Source organism: Levilactobacillus andaensis (assembly GCF_016861695.1).
GTDB lineage: Bacteria > Bacillota > Bacilli > Lactobacillales > Lactobacillaceae > Levilactobacillus > Levilactobacillus andaensis.
Window position 1 is genome coordinate 70,351 of record NZ_BOLP01000013.1, and the last position, 21,930, is coordinate 92,280.

Genomic DNA, 21,930 nt, shown 5'->3' on the forward strand with positions numbered 1-21,930 from the left:
TTGCTCCCCTCCCTTTAGGATTAGGCCAAGTGTACGGCAAAATCGGCGTTAGCGACGCTTTTTTTAACCGTCCCTAAAAATAAATATGTAAGCGTTAACTTAAACTCAACAAAAAAGCCGGCCGTGTCGCATTAACGACACTTCCGGCTTGGGAAAGTTTACTTGACTATCTGACGACCATGACGGAAATTGGTGCGTGTTTCGCCATGTACGCCGCTTGACTCCCAAAGTAACGACTAACGCCTTTCTTGGCAATCGACCCAATCACTAACAGGTCCGGTTGCACGTGTGGAATCACACTCTTAACAATGGTCTCCCCCGGTTCGCCTTCTGCAATGACCATTCGGACATCGGCAACACCAGCGGCTTCCGCCTGTTGCTGATAACGTTGGACGTGTTCTTTCAGCTCATCACGTTCCCCGTGGACGTAATCGCTATCCAATGCCTGATAGACATTCATGTCATCGTGTTCCAGCACGGAAACAATGATCAGCTCCGCGGTATCCCGTTTAGCTTGATGAATGGCATAGTCAAATGCCAGTAAAGCATCAGCCGAGTCATCGACCCCAACTAGAATTCGTTTAAACGTTTTAGCCATGGTCTACGCCTCCTCATTATCGACAGATTTGTTTTCCTTGTCAGCAGCCAGCGTGGCAACCAATCGCTTGTTCCCTTTATGCAACTCAAGAATCATCCAGGCTAAGAGGATGACGATGGCGGCATCTAGAACGTAAGCAATCAAATTGGCTGTCTGTGTTTGGCTAGCGGTAATCGCGTTACCGTAGAAGCCTTGAATGGAAGCCGGCATGTTGATCAAGTTTAAATAGGTCAATGCCAATACGGAAATCCAGCCCAACCATTTGATCCACCAGGAGTTCTTGAACCGTTTTCCCATTTCAACCACGCTATCCGTCATCATCAACAACGGTAACATCGAAAATGGTAAGGCAAAGGCCAAGAAGACTTGTGAGTTGTTCATTAAATCGTTCAATGCCTCATGTTCGTCGATGGCACTCTTCCCACTGGTCAACATGACACAGATCAGAACAGGAATCACGGACAATAGCCGGGTTACCAAACGCCGCAACCACAGTGGCATCCGCATGTGAACAAAGCCTTCCATGATGACCTGCCCGGACAACGTCCCAGTAATCGTGGAATTTTGACCAGAAGCCAGTAAAGCCACCGCAAACAAAGTAGAGAGAATTCCAGTCCGTGCCACACCGGCCAACACACCGTTACTCATGGTGCTGGTATCGGATAAGGCTTGGAACAACCCGAAGAACGATGGGTCTTTGACGGAACCACTCTTGAAGACGGCAACCCCCATGATCAACAGCAAAGCGTTAACGAAGAACGCTAAGGTTAGTTGGATGTTGGAGTCCCAGCTGGTGAATTTCACCGTGCGGGCCACGTCTTCTTCATCGTTGTGGTCAATTTCCCGCGTCTGCGAAATCGCTGAATGCAGGTACAGGTTATGGGGCATGACCGTTGCTCCAATGATTCCCAAGGCCCCACTGATTGGCGTTTGACCACCAATTTTTGGTGTAGAGGCTACGGTCTTCATGCTAGGGACTAAACCGCCAAAGACACCGCCCCAATCAGGGTTGGATAAGGCGACTTCGTAAGCAAAGACCACCAAGATGACCAGAATCAAGCAGACCACAATGGCTTCGATCTTCCGGAAACCAATCTTGGTCAGTAACAGTAGCAGTAGCACATCAAGCACCGTAATGAACACGGCAATGACTAATGGGATGTGGAACAATAAGTACAACGCAATCGCCGCCCCAATAACTTCGGCAATATCCGTCGCCATAATAGCAAATTCAGTTAAAATCCATAACACGATGCCTAGTGACTTGCTGGTCCGGGCACGAATCGCCTGAGCTAAGTCCATTTGGCTCACGATACCAAGTTTAGCCGCCATGTATTGCAGTAACATCGCGATCAAACTTGAAATCAAGATAATCGACATCAATAAGTATTGGAAATTTTGACCACCGGTAATCGACGTTGACCAGTTACCAGGATCCATGTACCCCACTGCGACCAATGCACCAGGCCCGGAATACATGAACAATGTTTTCCAGAACCCTTTCCCCTTCGGTACTTTAACGGTACCGTTAATCTCTTCGAGCGACCGCCCATTGGCATATTCAATGAGTTTATGTTTCTTCGGTGTATCACTCAAAATCAAGACCCCCTTCTGTTTCCTACAAAACCCATTGTACCCTAAAATTTGATTAGTTCAATATCTTTTTTAGGGTCGCTTAACTTTATAATCTAAATTAGTTAATTAATTGTTATTGGTTGTATGCGGTTTCATTACTGGAAAACCGGGATATATTTTTACTGTTTTCCAGCAAACTTATAACGTTAAAATTTATTTATTTATTTTTATAAATGCCTATAATTGGGCATTTCATCAGTCATTTACAGTCTTTTCCCAGTCATCAGCTGATAAAAATTTGCAACATTTCCTATTGTCGGTTAAAATTTTAGTCGTTGAATATTATTTTTAGGGGAACATAAATTTTAGTAACTTTTCTAGCTGAATCGTCACCACTAGCTAGATTTACTTGGGGAGTGAGTCACGTGTTAAATCATCAAAACACTTATCTTAAGATCATCGCGGAGTGCAGCTTTGCCCGCCCCCGCGTCAGTAATAAGCAGATCATCCATTTTGCCAACGTTTCACCGGCCACGGTCACCGAAACGACCCGCATTTTACAGAAGAAGGGACTCGTGAATCGGCACCGCTATACCGGTGTGACCCTCACAGCACTGGGAGAACAGCTCGCCTGCCGGTTACTCTACAACTACCGGCTCTGCGAGGCCTTCTTGGCCGAACACCTGCGACTACCCTTAAATGCCGTGCCCGCTCAGGCCTGGGATGTCGCCGCCAACCTGACTCCAGCAACGGCGACGGCCCTAAATGACTACCTGGATCATCCCCAGCAGAGCCCATTTGGCGGTACCCTCGATCCGACCCAAATGCTGGCAGACACGGACGTCACGCGACTAAGCGATGTCACCGCACCCGCCACGATTACGCTCGCTAGCTACTTGGAAACGCCAGGCCTCATCGACTACCTCCAGCACCTCCAGTTGCCGCTCGGGGTCACTCTAAGCGTCCGCAAGCGGGATTCGGCCCTGAACCTGATCTACCTAGAAACGGCCCAGCAGCGAGAGATCACGGTCAACATGAGTGCTGCCGACTACATCTACACAACGCCCGCAGAAACACCAGTCATCGATTCGGTGGTCGCCAACCAAGCCATCGGCGAAAACTAGGCGCACAAAAAGCGTCAATGAACGTTCGCACCACCCTAGCCCACACTAGTCAGTTGGTACAACGTTCATTGACGCCTTTTGATTCTATTCAATTTAGAAATTAGAAATTTGAGTTTAAGTTGCCGATTACATTTGATTGGACAGCGTCAGCTTAAGCCAGCAAGTTCATCGAACACGCCACTGGCCAGTTCACGGCTCAGGTCCCTAAACGACCGTTGCCATCATGCACAATATGAGCCGAAGGAGGCCAGGGATGTAGCCAGCCGTGGTAATGACCTTGGCTGGCGTCCTTTGCTAGCCTAGGTCATGGGCGATTTGAAGACACACGGTTCAAAGTGTGGCTTCAAATCGAGCGAGAAGCCCGCCTTTTGGCTGAAGCGTCCCCACAGCAGGCGGAATCCCTGGCAGCCGCAGTGCGGCCATTTCCAGCACATATAACTACCGGCCGTTAGCAGCCATGGTAGCGGAGGTGGCGCTGCTGTCGTCCGTAGAAGGCAGGCGCTTCAACCCAATCCCGGTGAACCCACTGAGAATGGAGAAGACTGGTGAGAAGAGACTGAAGAAACAGAATGGCAGGTAAGCCAGCGTCGACACGCCCAGCGTGTTGGCAGCGAAGACGGCCGCAACCCCCCAAGGAACCAAGTAGTTGATGACAGTCCCACCATCTTCAAGGACCCGGCTCAAGGCCAAGTTGTCGAGACCTTTCTCGTTAAAGGTTTGCTTGAAGGCTTTCCCAGGCAGGATAACGGAGAGGTATTGTTCCCCAACGAAGATGTTGACGCCGATTCCGGAAAGAATAGCGGCAGTAACCAATGAACCATTGCCCTTAAGGCGCTTAGCCAAAGGCACCATGGCCGTTTGGATAATGTTAAATTTCATCAACAGACCACCTAACGTTAACGTCAGAATGATCAGGGAGACCGTCGCCATCATGGCGCTGATCCCACCACGACTCAGCAAGGCATCAACACTGCCGTTACCGGTCTTGGAAACGAAACCCGACTCGATCATCGTTGCCACACTGCTCAATGACGTTGAAGGCTTTTCGATAAAGAGCATCAGGATCCCCAACCCCACGTTTAACAGCAACGTTTCAATGGCTGGAATCTTCCGCCAAGCACAGACGAACATCACGATGATAGGTAAAGCGGCCCACCAAGTAATGGAGAAGTTGGCGTTTAACGTCGCGACCGTCGAATTGATTTTACCCATTGCATTGGCATCGGAAGAACCGGTACCCAGGATGAAGTAGAGGACGAGGGAAACCACGAAGGCCGGAATCGTCGACCACATTAAGTTTTTAATATGCGCAAATAATTCGGATTCAGCAATCGCAGACGCCAGGTTGGTCGAGTCGGACAGTGGTGACGTCTTGTCGCCGAAGATGGCCCCGGAGATGATGGCCCCAGCAACTAAGGCTGGGTTGAAGCCCATCGTGGTTCCCATCCCGAACAAGGCGATCCCAATCGTGGAGATGATGGTGAACGCACTCCCGATGGAGGTCCCGACGATGGCGCAGACCAGGAAGACGGATGGCACGAACCACTGAGCAGAGATCAAATGGAACCCGAAGACCATCATGGATGGAATGATCCCAGCGGCGATCCAGACACTGATCAACGCTCCAATCAGTAGGAAGATGAAGATGGGAATGATCCCGGTCTTAATCCCCTCAACAATCCCTTCATGAATCGTGTCCCAGTCGGCCCCACGAACCTTGGCCCACAGAATGACCAACGCGATGACCAACAACACTGGGGTAGTTGGGGATAAGCCAAACTTGATGACCCCGGTACCCATAATAATTAACATTAACAGTAAAACAATAATTGCTTCGCCAAATTTAACTGGCTTGATCGCTTTCTCTTCATTTTTCATGTGAATCGCTCCTCTTTTATGCCAAAATTTATGTAGAAAAAAATCGTCCCCGTTGCATGTTCTGCAACAGGGACGATTTGATTTAAACCGTGGTACCACCCAGCTTGAGCCACTGGTTCTAGACCCAGTCACTCCACTCACTAGAAGGTAACGGCTCTAGTTATTCTCCGCCTGGCGTACCAGGACGTTCCACTGTATTTCGACGTGATCACCCTGATCGGTTCGCAGCAACCACCGACTTTCTGACACACAGATGACACGCTACTTGGTAATGGAATTTAGCGTTCGTTATTCGATTGACATTGATAATAGCACGATGAGAAAATGCCGTCAACCTCTAATTTAATTTTTATTATTCAGTTATTCTGACCGCTCTTCCGTAAAATCACCGGTGCGACGGCATTAATAGCCCCATCACCAAACGCAATTAACGGTCAAAAAAATTAATTGGCATGGAATGCGCTGGGATATTCAATCATCCCACCAACGTTGGCTAAGGCACCAGGCGTCAACGGTTTGATCAGGTTACTCCCCATCGGGATCGGCAGGCTATTATGAATGGCGAAGTCTTCGGCCATCACATAGCCCCGCGCGCCGTAGAAGTTCATGTCGCCAACAACACTGATGGCGGAGAAGCCGGCTAACCGGGCGCGGGTTTCTAACTCGCTCAACAGCTCGCTGCCCACACCCTTGCCTTGCCAATCGGGCGCAACGGCCAACGGTGCTAAGGCTAAAATCGTAGTGGTGTGACGATTACCGCGAATCGTGACCGGCGTTAACAGCCCGTAGCCAATGACTTCGGCTTCCGTGTGCTTCGCAACGACTTCCAAACTGGGTTGGTAATCGTACGTCTTCCGGAGGTCATGAATCAAAGGGACCTCATCGCCATGGCTCTCTTCGACGGGCGCAAAAGCTGCCGTAACCAGCGTGTCGACTTGGTAATAATCTGGTCGCTGAATCGTTTCAAAACTTAAACTCACTTCATTACCTCTCATTTCTCAAACCGTTAACTGTCTTGACCTTCATGGAACGATGGAACGATTGTTGTTACTGGCAAACGATTAGCTGATTGCCTACTTAGGCGGCTATTTGTTAGCTACCATTCAGATGATGATTACTAACCATTTTGTCAATAATGTTTATGCTACAAATATTCACAACTATTGGGGATTACTATGGAGCGGACATAACAACGATATTAGTGTTATATCAGGTCCGGTTGCTCACTAACAGCCACAATAATGGCCATCACGATTATCAACAAATCTTAGGTGATAGTCTATTTTAACGATTATTATGGCCGAACACCAATCGGAGCCGGAGGAGGCCAGGGACGGAGCCAGCCGTGATAATGGCATTGGCTGGCGTCCTTTGCTAGCCTAGGCCATGGGCGATTTGAAGACGCGTGAATTTTGCGGCTTCAAATCGAGCGAGAAGACTGGTGGTTTCCCAGGCTGAAGCGTCCCCACAGCAGGCGGAGTCCCTGGCAGCCGCAGCGCGGCCAGCTCACACTATTCTATACTTAATAATGTGTTATTATACACGACTGAAATCAGATTGCGAGAAATTGCTAGACCATTTTAAGAAATCGCTTGAATTTACCCCACGTAACCCCGTACACTAGTAACAACCTTACTACAGAATCGAGGGACTTCATTTGACGCATAAACAGCGTTGGGCCGCCATTTCAATCGCGATTTACGTGATCTTTGTTATCGCCGCCGTGGTGATTGGCTTCTTAGACCCCAGCCAGATTGGGCTGGAGTGGACCATCTTCTGGTACTTTGTCATGGCCGGATTGTGCTACTACTTTTACTTTAAGAATGTGAGTTACCGTGAAGTGGTCTATTACGCAAAACAACTAGGCCTTCATAAGGAAGACCTAGTTGCTTTAATACCACATTTAAAGGAGACCCAGGACGTTCCCGACCCGGATCGACCGAACTTTCTAAGTCCCTTTGCGAAGATCCCAATTTCTGTGGTCAATCAACTGACCGACCAACTGGAACCACGCGCAAAGGAACAGGACATCGCACCCTACCGCTAGATTACTTCTTGCGGCTAGTGTAACTTTGGGATTGTTTTAACCAGGCTTCATCGTCTGGATTAGGACCCACACGTTTGCCGGCGTCGAGGGCAGCAATGGCCTTCATCTCGTCTTCATCCAAACCAAAGGCAAAGATGTCGCGGTTTTGTTGGACACGAGCTTCGTGAATCGACTTTGGAATCACGATTTCTTCGCGTTGAACGTGCCAGCGTAAAATGATTTGGGCGGCACTCACGTCATGGGCTGCTGCTAATTCGCTGATGACGGGGTCGCTAAGCGCGTTGTTGTTGCCACCGCCAAGTGGACTCCAGGCTTCATGCAAGATTCCTTTGCTTTCCAAGTAGGCGTGCATCTCGTCTTGCTGGAAGTACGGATGCGTTTCGATTTGGTCAACAACGGGCTTAACCGTGCCGTGGGCCAAGACATCGTCCATCTGCTTTTGATTAAAGTTGGAGACACCGATGTTCTTGATCTTACCTTCCTTGTACAGGTCTTCCATGGCCCGCCAGCTTTCGAGGTACCCAGGTGCTGGCCAGTGGATCAGGTACATGTCAAGGTAGTCTAAACCGAGCTTGTCCAAAGTTTCTTGGAAGGCTGCCTTGGTTTCATCATAGCCCCGCACAGCGTTCCAGAGTTTGGAGGTCACGAAGATGTCTTCACGCTTAACGTCGCTCTCGCGGATGGCCTCGCCGACCCATTGTTCGTTGCCGTAATATGCGGCGGTGTCAATGTGGCGATAACCCGCAGCTAACGCCCATTTGATAGAGTTCTTCGTGTCTTCAGCGTTATCGACTTGGAACACACCGAGACCTAATTGGGGAATCCGGTTGCCATTGTTTAATGGTAAATCGGGAATATCATTATGCACTATAAAAACCACCTTTCAAACTTTGTTTCACCCTCTATCATACAATATCCAAGCGAATTTCGCGGTGCGAATGATTGAAAAATGGTCGAAATCAGTGTTAAAATTTTCTTCTACTAGCGTTTTGCGGTACTATGGAGAGTGTGGTAGTTTGTCGTCTTGGCGGCAAACTTGTTTTTTCACACCGTTCTGGACATGGAGGTTTTTCAGTTGAACAACCAAGAACCAAAATCACGCGTACAACGGTATAACTTTAATCAGGGTGATCAACCCACGCGACGCCAGCCAAAAAAGCCGCGTCGTTGGTGGCCGTGGATTATGACCCTATTAACGCTGGCCATCGCTATCTTGCTGGTCTTAGCCATTACGCATCACAACGATTCCGCTTCAAATACTGCCGCCTCATCGAGTACCAGCGCTTCCGTCGTCGCCAAATCATCGTCGGCCTCGGAACAAGCTGCCTACGATAGTTTTAAACAGCAGGTCGCTCAGGCCAATGATAACGGAATAACTGTCACGCAAAAACAAAAGCTACAAAATATCATTAACGATGAATCTAACGACGCCGTCCAAGACCGCGAACAAAAGCTACTGGATAAGACGCAAGTCAAGAAGAGCGCCACCACTAGCAGTAGTTCGTCTGCCGATAACACGAGCAACGCGTCAAACAGCACCTTTGCCAGCACCCACACCTTCTCGTCGGTCAACGACGCACAGAACTGGGCACAGGCTTCCAAACAACAGTGGTTGGCCGCGGGTTACACGACCTACACCATCACTTCGGACGGCCAGGGCAACTACACCCTGCAGTTCGTCCGGTAGTCCTTATACGCTAACGCATGGCCTTTCTGGCTGTGCGTTAGCGTTTTTTGTTCGGTTACATTGTTTATGAATGGCCGCGCTCCGGCTGCCAGGGATTCCGCCTGCTGTGGGGACGCTTCGGACTAAGGGGCGGTCCTCTCGCTCGCCTTTAAGCCGCGTGGGTCATGCGTCTTAAAAGTCGCCCATAGTGGTCGCTTACAGCGACCACTATTCCCACGGCTGGCTGCATCCCTGACCTCCTCCGGATCTGATTGATTGTTGCCATAACTTACGTTTGGGGACCGAAATTTTTAACGTTAGTCTACTGGCATACGTAGCTGCGGCAAAGTCTCGTGTTTTCTCCGTGCCAAATTGTCAGGTGGTGTCTCTAGCGACAACTTTATGCAGCCCAAATCACCAACTACCAATCCCAATGGCTTTCGTTTCCAATGACACTACCGTTTCGACGACCTCTTATTCAGCCGCTCGACCTGTTCCTGTAACTGGTCGACCTTACCCGTTAGCGTGTCGATTTTCGCCAAGAGTTCGCGGACGTTGGCTTGTTCCTGGGTGTCTTGTGGGGTGACTGCCTTTTCTGTCCGGTTGGTGATAAATCCGGTAATCGTACTGGTCAGCAAACCAATAAAGCCAATTCCACCGAACATGAGGACGCTGGCGATAATTTTACCGAAGGCGGTGTGCGGCGTCTCGTCCCCGTATCCCACCGTTGTTGCCGTGGTGACCGCCCACCACAGGGAGTTGGCGAGGCTTTGCTTTTCAGTCAGCGAAAAAAGAAATGCGCTGACCACGATAATCGCCACGCTGATTGAAAAGAGATAGATGAACCCTGTTTGGTAAATGAACCGATGATAGGCCTTGGTCCATTTGCCATCTAGTCCCAGCCGCCAGAAAATATGGTGAAACCGAATCAGGCGCGCTAACCGGGCCAGCCGGAAGAAGGCAAAGACTGGGTGAAGTGGGATGATGCCCAGCAGGTCAAACGCCGACTGAATCAGAAAGGTTTTGCGGTCTTTCGTGATAGCCAGTCGTACGAAATAGTCAATGGCAAAGAACGCGAGTAACCCGTTTGAAATCGCCATTTCTAGCGGGTGACTCCCCAGTTGTAATAACATTAAAATCACGTTTAGGACCGACCCCAACGTTAATAACGTCACGCCCCAATGGTAGCCGACCAATGCGCGTGGTACTCGCTCGTTTTGCATGATACTTCCCCCAAAAACCTATTTTTTAGATGGTGCCCGTCAATCAATTACTTATTAATATAATCAAATTCAACAAGATTACCAGAAATATCTGCGGATTTTAGTCTTTAGTAAGATTTACCCGTTGAATCTCTAACCACACCAAAAAGACCATGCGCGCCCAAAAAGGGGCCGCCATGGCCTTTTCTATAGCTAAATTTTTAATGACAAATCCAAACAATGTGATTCAGGCCAGGAAGTCTTACGATTTTACATCATTTTATATGCCTGCAACTGTTCAAAGAAGGCTGGGACCAAAGCTTCATAAAAGTCGATGGCCTTCAGGTATTCCTGGATGGAAATGTACTCATCGACCTGGTGCGACGTATTGCTGCCAGGACCGATTTCAATGCTGGTAAAGTCGGCCTTGGCCCGCAAAAATTCGGCGCCGTCGTTCGCCCCACCGGACCCGACGATTTTGGTGTCGTGACCACAGATCTTGTCGCTGATCTGCTTGGCTAATTGAACCAATGGCGCGTGCGGGTCACCCGGGATGGCCTCTTCCGGATAGCTGTAGGACAGCTTCAAATCAACGGTCGGTTCCTGATTCAATTTGGCAATCAGGGCCTCTAGTTCATCATAAATAACCTGGTTCGGATAGGCCGGAATCGTCCGCATGTTGGCCATCAACTCTGCGTGGGCGGGAATCGAATTGATCTGCTCGCCCCCGGAAATCAGGTCGACGTTATGCAGCAAGCCGCCCAGTACGGGATCGGTCTTCGTGTGCTGCGCCATGATTGGCCCGACCGCATTATAAAATTTCATCAAATTCGTAATTGCGTTGATGCCCTTTTCTGGACTGGCACTGTGACTCCCTTTGCCCGTGGACACGACCTTGTAGTCAATGACGCCCCGCGCGGTGTAGACCACATTGTCGAGGCCACTCGGTTCAGCGATGACCAAGCCGGCGAGTTCATCGGCATATCCAGCGTCGGTCAACGTGGCCGCACCGTATTCCCCGGTCTCCTCACCGACCGTGGCCAGCAACCGCACGCTGCCTTTTAGCGGCGTCCCTTGTTCGAGAAATTCCAGCATGGTGATGACGATAGCCGCCAAACCACTCTTCATATCCGACGCGCCCCGGCCAAAGAGTTGGTCGCCAACGATTGCCCCACCAAATGGGTCATGACTCCACGCGCTGTGGTCCCCGGGGTCAACAACGTCCATGTGCCCAGACAAACCGATTTGTGGGCCCTCCCCAATCGTTACGACCAGGTTATCCCGGTTCTCAGCAAACGGAACTTTTTCCACCTTGGCTTGAGGATAAGGGGCAAATAAACTCGCAATGTAGTCGGCAACGGCGGTCTCATTATCATTGACCGAAGGAATCTGAATAATGTGCTGTAAAATCTCAATTTTGGTTTGGGGCGTCATGGGCGTCATCCTTTCTCTAATCACTTTCTAATGTTATTAGCATACGCCCTTCTCTCCAAAAAGCAACCATTAATTGCAATTTTATTAGGTTATGTTTAATATATCGTATTTTTATACATTTATAATGAATATACGCGGAAGACGACTCTCCTGCGGTATAATAAAGGTGAACCAACTGACGCGCCAATTTGACAATCATTCATGGTCAAACCACCGGCTGCGCAGTTAATTTGAGGAGGGGTTTTATGCGTATCTTTGTGCCATCCGAAAACGGCTATTTAGCCGACGAATTCAGCAAGCACGCCACGGGCGACGATGTTTATGGCGGTCACCCCGTTAAGTCGTTCCCCATTAGTTTATCCAAAATTCCCAAGAAGACGCAGACACTGGCGCTTAACTTGATTGACTTTGACGCGGTGCCCGTCAGCGGTTTCCCCTGGATTCACTGGGTCGCCGCTAACTTCCCCGGAACGACCAGAGAGATTACCGCGGACGTTTCCCGGACCAACGCCATCCCGCACGTTCACGGCCGCAACAGCAACGCCGGCTCCCTCATTGGCAACACGGACCCCGCTATTTTCCAAAATTACACCGGGCCATTTCCACCCAATGAAGACCACGATTACAGCCTGACCGTTTACGCGTTGAATACCAAGCTCGACTTGGCCGACGGTTTCTGGTTAAACGACCTGCTTCATCAAATCAACGGGCACGTCTTGGACACCGCCACGATTACTCTGCGCGGCCGCGTTTAGGGATGTCCTCCATTAAGAAGGGGTATTATGGAACAGAACTATGAACAGATTCTGGTGCCCGTCGACGGCTCCGTCCAAGCAGAACTGGCGCTAAAAAAGGCCGTTACGGTCGCCCAACAGAACCACGCGCACATCGACTTGCTAAATGTGTTGCGCATTAATCATTACGGGTTTTATGCTAGTGGTTCCATGCCCGGTAGCGTCATTCACGACCTCGCACAGGACGCGACGGCCTACCTGACCTCACTGGTCGATACAACCAAGGCAGCCACGGGCTTTGCCAACATGGACATTCACGTCCGGTTTGGCAATCCCAAGACCGTCATCGCCCATGAGTTCGTGCGGGACCACAAGAACGACCTCATCATGCTGGGCGCCACTGGTCTCAGCGCGGTTGCCCGGATGGTCGAAGGTTCGGTCACGTCTTACGTGAGTCGGATGTCCGCAATCGATGTTTTCGTGGTCCGGACCAACGAAGATGGCAAGCCACTCGACACCAAGCAGGCTGCGGAACAGAACCAAGAACAACCGAAACTTTCTAAATAGACTCGAAACGACCACCGTGGCGCGATGCCACGGCGGTTTTTCGTTGTCCGGTATCTGACTTAACCTTGGTATAACAATGATATTAGCGTAATAATTAGCGACCTAGTATAGCCTTCGCCTTACCGGCCGCCAGATATGGGCTGGAACGGTGCGGACACAACTTGAAGCCTCGAAAAGCACGAGTCTTCAGGCTTGGTCTTCTACTAAGCCGGCGGGAAAACACCGCCAACTAAGTAGAACGACGCGCCTGAGCCCATATCTGGCGACCTCTCGGCTTACACAACAATCCTTTGTCAGTTAAGAGAATGAGCGTAAAGTCGTTATTGACCAAGCCATAAAATTCAGAGTACACACTTTCGACAATTGTCATAGTAAAAATCAACCTAGCAGCCGCAGTGCGCCAAATTTATCTTTCAACCTTCAACCATCACCCCCAAATCGGCGTATACTAAGAAAAACTGGAGGCGATTGGTATGACAGACTTTCCAATTGAATTACGACAACTGGTCGATGCGCCCAACTTAAGCCTTACGGACGACCAAGTCGAGCTGTTACTGGCACATGTCGGTGACCTGGCCCCCACGATTCGTGACGACACGGTCTTCACCCTCTTTGAACGGGGGTTAGCTGAGGATGCGTTCACCCGTGACCAATGCCGGACCATCGCTAAGCACCTGCTGACCAAACGCGGCCTCTTCACCGCCATCGACCAGCCGACTAATGACGCCGTTTTTCAGCGAACATTTACGGCGCTATTGACCGCAGCCGTGCTGGATAACGACGCCCAATATGACTGGCTAACCGCCACCGACCGGGACCAATTTTTCAACGATGCCCTGACCTACCTCGTCCGCGAACATGACCAACGCGGCTGGGTACCGGAGAAAGGCTGGGCCCATGGCGTCGCTCATGGCAGCGACCTGCTAGGCTATGCGTGGCGGCATCCCCAGTTTCCCCTCGACCAAACGCCAACAGCACTGGCGACCATTGCCACGGTGTTCGCCCGCCAGACGACTCCTTTTCAATTTGACGAGGAGCCGCGTCTGGCCATGCCACTGATTCAAGCACTGCGAGTCGACCATCTGACCACAACGCAGCTCAATGACTGGCTAACCGCCACCGACCAGCGCTTGTGGACCAACTTCTCGTTTGACCGTGGCCCCGCCGCACGGCTACACAACTGGCTCAGCTTCCTCCACCACCTGTATTTCTTGTTGCCAGGAGAAAGCGCCACCCAACAACTGATTACGGCATTAAGTCATCACTACTATCAAGCAAATGGTTACATGAACTAAAAAGGTGCCGATACAATCTGATTAAACCAGACTGTGTCAGCACCTTTGCTTTTATTTCCGCCAGAACGTTGTCGTTTCGGCCTTATCGGCAATATTAAATGAAATGATCTGCTTCAACAGATCGTAATCCACATCTTGAGTCCATTTGATGCGACCAAATTTCTTTCCGGGATTATACTTTGCGGCCTGAATGGCATCGGCGAACTGGTCCATCGCCTGACCCTCGGGGGCAAACGCCATGTGGGCCTTGGCCACGCTGAACCCAATAATGAACGTGCCATGGTCGGTAAACATCGGCTGATTCCACGCAAACCGCTGTTCGAGCTGCGGAAAGGTCGTCTGGACCCAATTCAACACGGTTCGCACGCGTTCTTGGTGTTCCGCGTCGTCAATCTTCGCTAAGTAATCTTCAAATTCTGCAATCATAGGTTCACCCCTAAATGGTTTCGTCATGGTCCAGCGACCACGTTAAATTGTTTTTATTGTAGCATGTTTTCTTCTATGTAAGGTGATGTTGTTTGCACTTGATTAGTAGCACTGCCATTATCCAACAAAAGTCGCAAAAAAACGCGACCACCCGGTTTCAACTCACCCGTTAGTCGCGTCCAATTCTATTTCGATTTTTGACTACTATAGATAGCTTCGATCACAAATCCCAGTCCAACGACGCATTCGCCCAAAGTCATCATCCAGCTTCCGCTAAACAACTTAACGGAAAATGCATTGCCGGGTGTGAGGGAAAATAGCGTGGACACAAAAACGACTACGCCTAGCCAAAAAGTCCATTTCCGAAAAAAACTATACTTCACAAGTTTCACCGCCTCAGCTCAAGTTTACCACTGGTTGACCACGATAAATTTACTTTTATTTTCAACTCGTAAAACTACCAGGTGTTGACGACGTGATCATCCTGCCAGTAAAATTCAACCTCAAGTGCCAGATAGAAGTTCTTAGAATACGGATCGTTAGAAGCACCCTCTTGCAAGCTCGCTCCCGGATCAGAGACGACACCAAACCCAAGATTACGCGCATGATGATTCTTAGTGACGTATTGTAGGGAATGCGCAATCTCATCCGCTAGGCCATCCACCAGATAATTTCCACCTTGCGTGTTAGCTGGCAACGACCGCATCCAGCCCAAGTCCATATCTTCAATGGACGTCAATCCACCATCACCAATAAAGTGCTTGTTGCCCTTGATACCAAACTTCGCAGGCTGCCAAACTTTAGAACGGTCCCTCGTTTGACCACTAACCCCATCATCAGCATAAGTCATGTACTGCGCAAACGCCATCATCTGCGGGTTAAAGGTGTACTGACTCGCCAGCTTCTTGGCCACGGCCGCTTGAATCTGTTGATTAGTCATTTTTTGGAAGGCAATATTTTGTTGCGTCTTGAGCGCCTGATTCTTGGCTATTTTGGCACCCACAACTGCCGGCGTTTGGGTGGTCGTCGTTGGCTTCAAGTAGCCCCGCCAAATCCACCCTTTGTGCATCCCCGCAGCAGTTTGAACGTGATAATAGATGGCTGATGTGCCCTTCACCTTGTTGTACAATTTTTCATGGGCATCGGTGAACCAGATCTCATCCGGCTCCTCATACCCCATGGCGTACAACAGGCCCAGATGCTTCGAATAGCGGCCACCCTGCGAACGCGTAAAAGCGTGTTCCTTCATGCTCTTCCGCCAAACTAATTTCACTGATTGTGAGCGACTGGCTGAAGAATATTGTTCGCTAGCAGCCTTCGCCGACGTGCCTGATAAAAAGAACATGCTACCAGCGACTCCGAGAACACTGGCAAACTGAATTAAACGTTTCATATAACCCCTCCTCTATTTCAGAGTAGCACTCTCGCTTGACCAGTTCTAGCCAAAACTGATAATAGGTGGATTAATTACGACCGACATCTATGAAACCTGGCATTCTTTTCACCAACTGCACAAGTCACGGGTGCTCGCTATTTACATGAGGGGGTGGCCTATTTTAAAAGGGACCTGAGACAAAATCCCCCTGTCCCGTTTTACGCTCCGAACATACATAGCGGAAACGTGGGACAAAAGGCAGTCAACTCCGCTTAACCCCGATAGACAAACAATCCAAAACCAGGATTATTTGTCTATCGACGTTAATGCTCATTGACTAACCGCCTTTTGTCCCACTCTCCATTTTAAAAGGGACGCCGTGACCACTACGACGTCCCCGATGTTCCTATTCAACTCAAATTGTTGCTAGTGGAACTGCATCCCACCATCAACTTCCAATGTCTGTCCGGTAATGTAGTTGGAGTCTGGGCCTGCCAAGAAGGCAACCCCGGCCGCAACGTCCTCTGGTTCGGACAGCCGACCCAGAGTAATGTCCTTCGCAAATGTCTGCATGCCCCATTCGTCGTCTTTACCGGCATTTTGACCTACCTTGTGTGCGATGTCAAACATCATTGGCGTCTTCACAATTCCTGGTGCGTAAGCGTTAGCCGTGATACCTTCAGCAGCTAAGTCCCGCGCAACGACTTGGGTAATCCCCCGAATGGCAAACTTGGTGCCACTGTACAGGGCTAAGTTCGGGTTCCCGACAACGCCGGCTTGAGAAGTTGCGTTGATAATCTTCCCGCCGTGACCGAGTTCCTTTAATTTGGCATGCGCTGCTTGGATGCCCCATAGGGTCCCGGCAACGTTGACGTGGTACACTAAATCAAACTGTTCTGGGGTAATCGTGTCGATCGGCGTCGTGGGGCCAAGGCCGGCATTGTTGACGATCACGTCAAACCCGCCGAGCTCGTCAGCAGTCGTGTTGACCGCAGCAAACACACTGTCGCGGTCGGCAACGTCGACTTTAACAGCAACGGCCTTGCCACCATCAGCTTCGATAGCAGCAACGACTTTGTTGGCATTGTCCAAGTTCAAATCAGCAACTGATACAGCAAAACCATCATTGGCTAAACGTTTGGAAATGGCTTCCCCAATTCCTTGTCCGCCGCCAGTAACCATTGCTACTTTACCATTTGATGCCATGTGCCATTCACTCCTTCAGAATAAGTAGATTTCCAGGTACACTCACATTCTACCGGAAACAATGAGGTATTGAAAGCGATTACGCGCGGAACTTTTTTAACGTCTTAGTTGTTCAATTGAACTAATTAGTGGAATTGTTGTTAGCCCAGCATTTCGTTCACCACAGCCCGCTAAGTGTCATCCATGAAACTATTGGCAGAGTAGTGTATCATGGACATAAGTGTTCGGACTCAAAATATTTTAAAGTGAGGTAATGACATGGAAACAACTCAATTAAGCAACGGCGTGACCATCCCCATGCTAGGCTTTGGAACCTATTTGATCGACAGCAAGGACGTCCCAGCAGCAATCAAGACGGCCTTAGACGCTGGTTATCGGCATCTCGACTGCGCCCACATTTACGGTAACGAACCCGCAGTTGGGCAGGCCATCAAGGACTCTGGCGTCGACCGCTCTGACCTGTTTATCACGTCTAAGGTCTGGAACGCTGATCAAGGGTACGATAAGACCCTAGCTGCATTTGACCAAACCTTAGCTGACTTACAGCTGGATTACCTAGACCTCTACTTGATTCACTGGCCAAACGAAAAGAACTTCGACTTAACGTTGGACACTTGGCGCGCCTTTGAAACCTTGTACCAACAAAAGAAGGTCCGGGCCATCGGTGTGTCTAACTTCTCTAAAGACCAACTCGAACAAGTCTTCGCGATGGCCACGGTGAAGCCAATGGTCAACCAAATCGAACGGCACCCCTACAAGGTCCAAGCCGATTTAGGCAAGTTCGATACGGACAACGGTCTGGTCAACGAAGGGTACTCCCCAATCGGCCATGGTCATTTAATCCTAGAAGATCCAGTTATCACCAAGCTGGCTGAAAAATACGGCAAGTCACCCGCTCAAATCGTTTTACGGTGGCAAATTGATACGGGCTTTGTGGTCTTCCCTAAGTCCTCAAAACCAGCGCGGGTTAAGGAAAACTTCGAGATCTCTGGATTTAACTTAACTGCTGCTGAAATTGAAGAAATTAACGGCTTAGACCAAAATAAGCATTTAAACTACGACTAAGCGACTTCGGTTACGCAAGCGAGGTTGGGACAACTAATCCCAACCTCGCTTTTTGTTGCGCCGGAAACAGTTTGGCTAATGGATAAGTTCAGACATGAAAAGAGGCCAGAACTTTTGTCCTAGCCTCCAAATATGACATGGTTAATTTTACTTCTGCGCGGTACTCAGACCAGCAACTTCATCTTCGCCAGCCTTTTCACGTAATGTTGCTTCAATGTCTTCCAGCGAACGGTTCCGCGTTTCGAAGACCATCTTGTGAACGAACCAGATGGAGAGAAAGCACAGCACACCGTAACCGATGAACAAGCTCCCGGTTCCGAAGAAGTCCAGTAGTGATGGGAACGTCAGGGAAACAATCATGTTAGCTGTCCAGTTGATCACACTGGCAAAGGAATTTCCTAAGCCCCGAATGTTCAATGGGAAGACTTCACCAATCATGACCCACATCACAGGGCCCCAAGTTGCGGAGAAGAATGCGATGTAGACGGTCAAGGCAATCACGGAAATGATGGCCGCTGCGTGTGACCCGCCGGAGAACTTCATCCCCATGCTCATGACGAAGAGGGAAATTCCCATCCCAACGGAGCCAATGATCAGCATCTTTTTCCGGTCGATCTTATCCATGATCGTTACGGCAACAGCGGTCACAATCACGTTGAAGACCCCGATTCCGATGTGGGCTAACAGCGCCGCTGAGACCCCAAAACCAACGTCGGTAAAGATGGTTGGTGCGTAGTACAACACGGTGTTACAGCCCATGACCTGTTGGAAGATGGCTAAGCCAACCCCGATGATCAATGAAGGACGCACCATTTTACTAAATAATTCTGGCCAGCCGCCACTCACGACGCCGGCTTGTTCTTTAATTTGATGAATTTCACGGTTAACGATGGTGGTGTCATGGCCATTCATGGTATCTAAAACCTCACGCGCTTCATCAACGCGGCCGGACTTGACCAAGAACCGAGGACTTTCTGGTAAGATCAACCCACCAAAGAAGAGCAGTGCGGCAGGAATTGCGGCAAACCCTAACATCCAACGCCAACCGGTATACAATCCGGAGAAGCTGTAATTAGTGATGTATGCCAACAAGATACCCGACATAACCATCAGTTGAAAGAGACTGGCAACGGTCCCCCGTTTGTCAGCGGGTGCCAACTCAGCAAGGTACGTTGGGATTAACGCTGAAGCAGCCCCGACGGCCATCCCTAAGATGACCCGGAAGATGATCAGCGACCAGAATTCCGGTGAAAATGCGGACCCAATCGCCCCAACCAAGAAGATAATGGCGGAGAGTAGGAGTAACTTACGCCGACCATACCGGTCAGACGACGGCCCAATAATAGCAGCCCCTAGAATCGCCCCTAACAGAACGGAGCTCACGACCCAGCCCTGTTGCCAAGCGCCTAAATGCATTTGTTTTTGAATAAAGAGAATCGCCCCGGAGATAACTCCGGTATCGTAACCAAAGAGCAACCCGCCGAGGGCGCCAAAAAAGTAAATGAATCCGGTCGAAACTTTATGCATCGTTACTGACTTCCTTTGACGGTAAATCACCGTAGAATTTTTTGTAAGTTGGTATTCTACTTGCGGTTAGTTGATTGTTTCAACCAACCATGTGATTACTATAGCACATTTTTACAAATTCTGAAAGCGTTTCCTATACTTTAATAATAGATTGTAACATTTCGACTGATTCTCATAGCTCTCATCTTTGTGTGAAAACGCACATGGATAATCATGAATCTTAATTATTATTTGGTATAAACAAAAAGGCCTCCGTATCTGACGAAGACCCGCTTGTTTATGCAATTATGGACTCTCTGCCGTCCTAGGCGGTAACACCAACCGCTTACCCTGTACACTGGCAGATTGACTATTGCTGTAGTAGAGATCAATCTAAGCCAGAGGAGGCCAGGGACGGAGCCAGCCGTGGTAATCGTGATAGCTGGCAGCTATCACAATGGGCGACTTTTAAGACGCACGATTTTCGCGGCTTAAAAGCGAGCGAGAAGACTGGTGCCCTTCCAGCCTGAAGCGTCCCCACAGCAGGCGCAGTCCCTGGCAGCCGGAGTGCGGCCATTTTTCGTCACAGCAAAAAGGCCTCCACCAGACAGCGAAGACCCTTTCTAACGCCTATAGTTCTTCCTTACGGTAGTCCAGCAGTTGTTCACTGATGGCCTTGGTCTGTTTGTAGACCTGCTTGTAGATGGCATGCATCTTCTCGTACTTCTTCACGTTCTCTGGGTTGGGCTCGTAAGCCTTGCCAAAGTGAACGAAAGTCTGTGCGCAATCCTGTAAGGAATCGAACCAACCTAGACCGGTAGCCGCAATCATTGCAGCTCCCATGCCAGGCCCCTGTTCGTTCTTCAGGCTGACAACTTTACGGTTAAAGATGTCGGCTTGAATCTGCAACCAGAGTGGACTCTTGGCGCCCCCACCGATAGAAACGACCGTGTCAAAGTCGCCACCGTTTTCTTCGTAGATATCAAAGAGATCTCTAAACGAGAAGACGATGCCTTCCAAAACAGCACGGACGAAATCATAACGTTGATGGGTTCCGTCGACCCCAGTAAAGCTCCCCCGGATATCGGCATCCGCGTAAGGTGCCCGTTCACCGACAATGTACGGCGTGTACAGGAGGCCATTAGCCCCAACCGTTGACTTCGCCGCACTCGCAACGAAATCGGTGAAATTCTCTGCAGGAGCGAAGGTCTTTTTGAACCAGCTGAGGGAGTACCCAGCGGCCAAAGTGACCCCCATGGAGTAATATTTATCAGGAATCGCGTGGTCTTCAAATTGAAGGACCCCGTGATAATTAACGTCGGCGTTGTCTTCATATTTCAACACAACACCAGACGTCCCGATACTAGACAGAACCATGTTCGGGTGGAGAATCCCCGCCCCAACTGCACCAGCCGCGTTATCGGCGGCGCCACCAAAGACCTTGGTGGCGGTGGTCAAGCCAGAAAATTCAGCGTAGGCCGGCGTCACCGTCCCCGCAAAATCAACGGACTTGATCAATGGTGGGCACATGCTCATTGGAATGTCGAACGTGTCACAAATCTTCTTGCTCCATTCGCCCTTGGCAACGTCGAGTAAGACGGTCCCAGTGGCATCGGAGTAGTCCATTGCGAGGTTACCAGTCATCCGGTAACGCACGTAGTCTTTAGGTAAGACAAAGTACTTGGCCTTGGCCCAGATGTCGGGTTCGTTTTCCTTGACCCACAATAACTTGGTCAGCGTAAAGCCTTCCAGTGGTTGGTTACGGGTAATGTCAACGAACTCGTCACCGAGCTTCGCTTCAATTTCTTCACGTTGTGGCGTGCTGCGCGTATCGTTCCAGAGAATGGATGGCCGTAAGACCTTCTTGTTCTCATCCAACAGAACTAACCCGTGCATTTGCCCAGAAAAGCTCAAGCCCTCGATTTCTTCGGCCGCTAAATGGTCGGTCAAAATCAAGCGGACAATCGCCACCGTCGTCCCGGAAACCCAGTCTTCAGGATTTTGCTCGTTGTAACCGGGCTTCTTTTGGATTAAATCATAGTCAAAACTTTCTTGGGCGACGATCTGGCCGCTGTGATCTAGCGCTGAAACTTTAACGGCACTAGTCCCCAGGTCAACGCCGAGTACATACTTCCCCATCGGTTATTCCTCCTAGTTTATATCGCGTCATAAAAATGGCGGGCGGACACACGGTCCGTCCGCCATTCTATTGTCAGTTATTTTTCGTAGAGC

Annotated in this window: 19 protein-coding genes; 7 read left to right on the forward strand and 12 right to left on the reverse strand. The window is 49.8% G+C overall.

Translation table 11 applies throughout. The annotated features are described in order from the left end of the window. Positions 1-166: 166 nt before the first annotated feature. Both JUF10_RS10210 and JUF10_RS10215 read right to left on the reverse strand, forming a co-directional pair. The gene (locus tag JUF10_RS10210; protein WP_203642073.1) at positions 167-598 is read right to left on the reverse strand and encodes a universal stress protein; all 432 of its coding nucleotides are present in this window, start codon (positions 596-598) and stop codon (positions 167-169) included. 3 nt (positions 599-601) lie between these two features. Beyond that, positions 602-2,194, reverse strand: a complete 1,593-nt coding sequence (locus tag JUF10_RS10215; RefSeq protein ID WP_203642074.1) for an Nramp family divalent metal transporter — start codon at positions 2,192-2,194, stop codon at positions 602-604. 404 nt (positions 2,195-2,598) lie between these two features. On the opposite strand from JUF10_RS10215, the gene JUF10_RS10220 reads away from it, so the two are divergent. Continuing rightward, positions 2,599-3,297: a metal-dependent transcriptional regulator gene (locus tag JUF10_RS10220; protein ID WP_203642075.1), complete on the forward strand. Its 699-nt coding sequence runs from the start codon at positions 2,599-2,601 to the stop codon at positions 3,295-3,297. A gap of 438 nt (positions 3,298-3,735) precedes the next feature. On the opposite strand, the gene nhaC is transcribed toward JUF10_RS10220, so the two are convergent. Continuing rightward, positions 3,736-5,175, reverse strand: coding sequence for a Na+/H+ antiporter NhaC (nhaC, locus tag JUF10_RS10225; protein ID WP_203642076.1), 1,440 nt, complete (start codon positions 5,173-5,175; stop codon positions 3,736-3,738). A gap of 443 nt (positions 5,176-5,618) precedes the next feature. After that, the gene (locus JUF10_RS10230; RefSeq protein WP_203642077.1) at positions 5,619-6,155 is read right to left on the reverse strand and encodes a GNAT family N-acetyltransferase; all 537 of its coding nucleotides are present in this window, start codon (positions 6,153-6,155) and stop codon (positions 5,619-5,621) included. Positions 6,156-6,832: 677 nt separating this feature from the next. Here JUF10_RS10230 and JUF10_RS10235 point away from each other — a divergent pair. Beyond that, on the forward strand, positions 6,833-7,222 hold the full coding sequence (locus tag JUF10_RS10235) for a hypothetical protein (protein ID WP_203642078.1): 390 nt from the start codon (positions 6,833-6,835) through the stop codon (positions 7,220-7,222). Between the two features lies 1 nt (position 7,223). Here JUF10_RS10235 and JUF10_RS10240 read toward each other — a convergent pair whose 3' ends face one another. Beyond that, positions 7,224-8,090 (reverse strand): aldo/keto reductase, encoded by an 867-nt coding sequence (locus JUF10_RS10240; RefSeq protein ID WP_203642079.1) that lies wholly within the window; start codon positions 8,088-8,090, stop codon positions 7,224-7,226. 315 nt (positions 8,091-8,405) lie between these two features. Between JUF10_RS10240 and JUF10_RS10245 the strand changes: the two genes are divergently transcribed. Beyond that, the gene (locus JUF10_RS10245; RefSeq protein WP_236008203.1) at positions 8,406-8,909 is read left to right on the forward strand and encodes a hypothetical protein; all 504 of its coding nucleotides are present in this window, start codon (positions 8,406-8,408) and stop codon (positions 8,907-8,909) included. Positions 8,910-9,343: 434 nt separating this feature from the next. On the opposite strand, the gene JUF10_RS10250 is transcribed toward JUF10_RS10245, so the two are convergent. After that, positions 9,344-10,111: a potassium channel family protein gene (locus JUF10_RS10250; protein WP_203642081.1), complete on the reverse strand. Its 768-nt coding sequence runs from the start codon at positions 10,109-10,111 to the stop codon at positions 9,344-9,346. Positions 10,112-10,360: 249 nt separating this feature from the next. Beyond that, complete coding sequence (locus JUF10_RS10255) at positions 10,361-11,524, reverse strand: ArgE/DapE family deacylase (RefSeq protein ID WP_203642082.1); 1,164 nt, start codon at positions 11,522-11,524, stop codon at positions 10,361-10,363. 245 nt (positions 11,525-11,769) lie between these two features. Here JUF10_RS10255 and JUF10_RS10260 point away from each other — a divergent pair, with 245 nt between their 5' ends. The 3 genes from JUF10_RS10260 to JUF10_RS10270 all read left to right on the forward strand — a co-directional run bounded on the left by JUF10_RS10260 (position 11,770) and on the right by JUF10_RS10270 (position 14,120). After that, positions 11,770-12,279, forward strand: coding sequence for a YbhB/YbcL family Raf kinase inhibitor-like protein (locus JUF10_RS10260; protein ID WP_203642083.1), 510 nt, complete (start codon positions 11,770-11,772; stop codon positions 12,277-12,279). 27 nt (positions 12,280-12,306) lie between these two features. Continuing rightward, positions 12,307-12,825 carry a universal stress protein gene (locus JUF10_RS10265; protein ID WP_203642084.1) on the forward strand — a complete coding sequence of 173 codons (519 nt, stop codon included), beginning with the start codon at positions 12,307-12,309 and terminating at the stop codon, positions 12,823-12,825. Between the two features lie 473 nt (positions 12,826-13,298). Continuing rightward, positions 13,299-14,120 (forward strand): DUF2785 domain-containing protein, encoded by an 822-nt coding sequence (locus JUF10_RS10270; protein ID WP_203642085.1) that lies wholly within the window; start codon positions 13,299-13,301, stop codon positions 14,118-14,120. A gap of 51 nt (positions 14,121-14,171) precedes the next feature. Here JUF10_RS10270 and JUF10_RS10275 read toward each other — a convergent pair whose 3' ends face one another. The 3 genes from JUF10_RS10275 to JUF10_RS10285 form a co-directional block, all read right to left on the reverse strand. After that, positions 14,172-14,546 (reverse strand): iron chaperone, encoded by a 375-nt coding sequence (locus JUF10_RS10275; RefSeq protein ID WP_308440214.1) that lies wholly within the window; start codon positions 14,544-14,546, stop codon positions 14,172-14,174. A gap of 457 nt (positions 14,547-15,003) precedes the next feature. Further along, positions 15,004-15,939 carry a hypothetical protein gene (locus JUF10_RS10280; RefSeq protein ID WP_203642086.1) on the reverse strand — a complete coding sequence of 312 codons (936 nt, stop codon included), beginning with the start codon at positions 15,937-15,939 and terminating at the stop codon, positions 15,004-15,006. A 408-nt stretch (positions 15,940-16,347) separates the two neighbouring features. Then, the gene (locus tag JUF10_RS10285; RefSeq protein WP_203642087.1) at positions 16,348-17,127 is read right to left on the reverse strand and encodes a (S)-acetoin forming diacetyl reductase; all 780 of its coding nucleotides are present in this window, start codon (positions 17,125-17,127) and stop codon (positions 16,348-16,350) included. Between the two features lie 258 nt (positions 17,128-17,385). On the opposite strand from JUF10_RS10285, the gene JUF10_RS10290 reads away from it, so the two are divergent. Further along, entirely contained in the window at positions 17,386-18,192 is an 807-nt protein-coding gene (locus JUF10_RS10290; protein WP_203642088.1) for an aldo/keto reductase, read from the forward strand. A gap of 147 nt (positions 18,193-18,339) precedes the next feature. On the opposite strand, the gene JUF10_RS10295 is transcribed toward JUF10_RS10290, so the two are convergent. Together JUF10_RS10295 and xylB are read right to left on the reverse strand one after the other, a co-directional pair. After that, a complete protein-coding gene (locus JUF10_RS10295; RefSeq protein WP_203642089.1) occupies positions 18,340-19,719 on the reverse strand; it encodes a sugar porter family MFS transporter in 1,380 nt (459 codons plus the stop codon). 609 nt (positions 19,720-20,328) lie between these two features. Then, positions 20,329-21,837, reverse strand: coding sequence for a xylulokinase (gene xylB, locus JUF10_RS10300; protein ID WP_203642090.1), 1,509 nt, complete (start codon positions 21,835-21,837; stop codon positions 20,329-20,331). Positions 21,838-21,930: the final 93 nt, after the last annotated feature.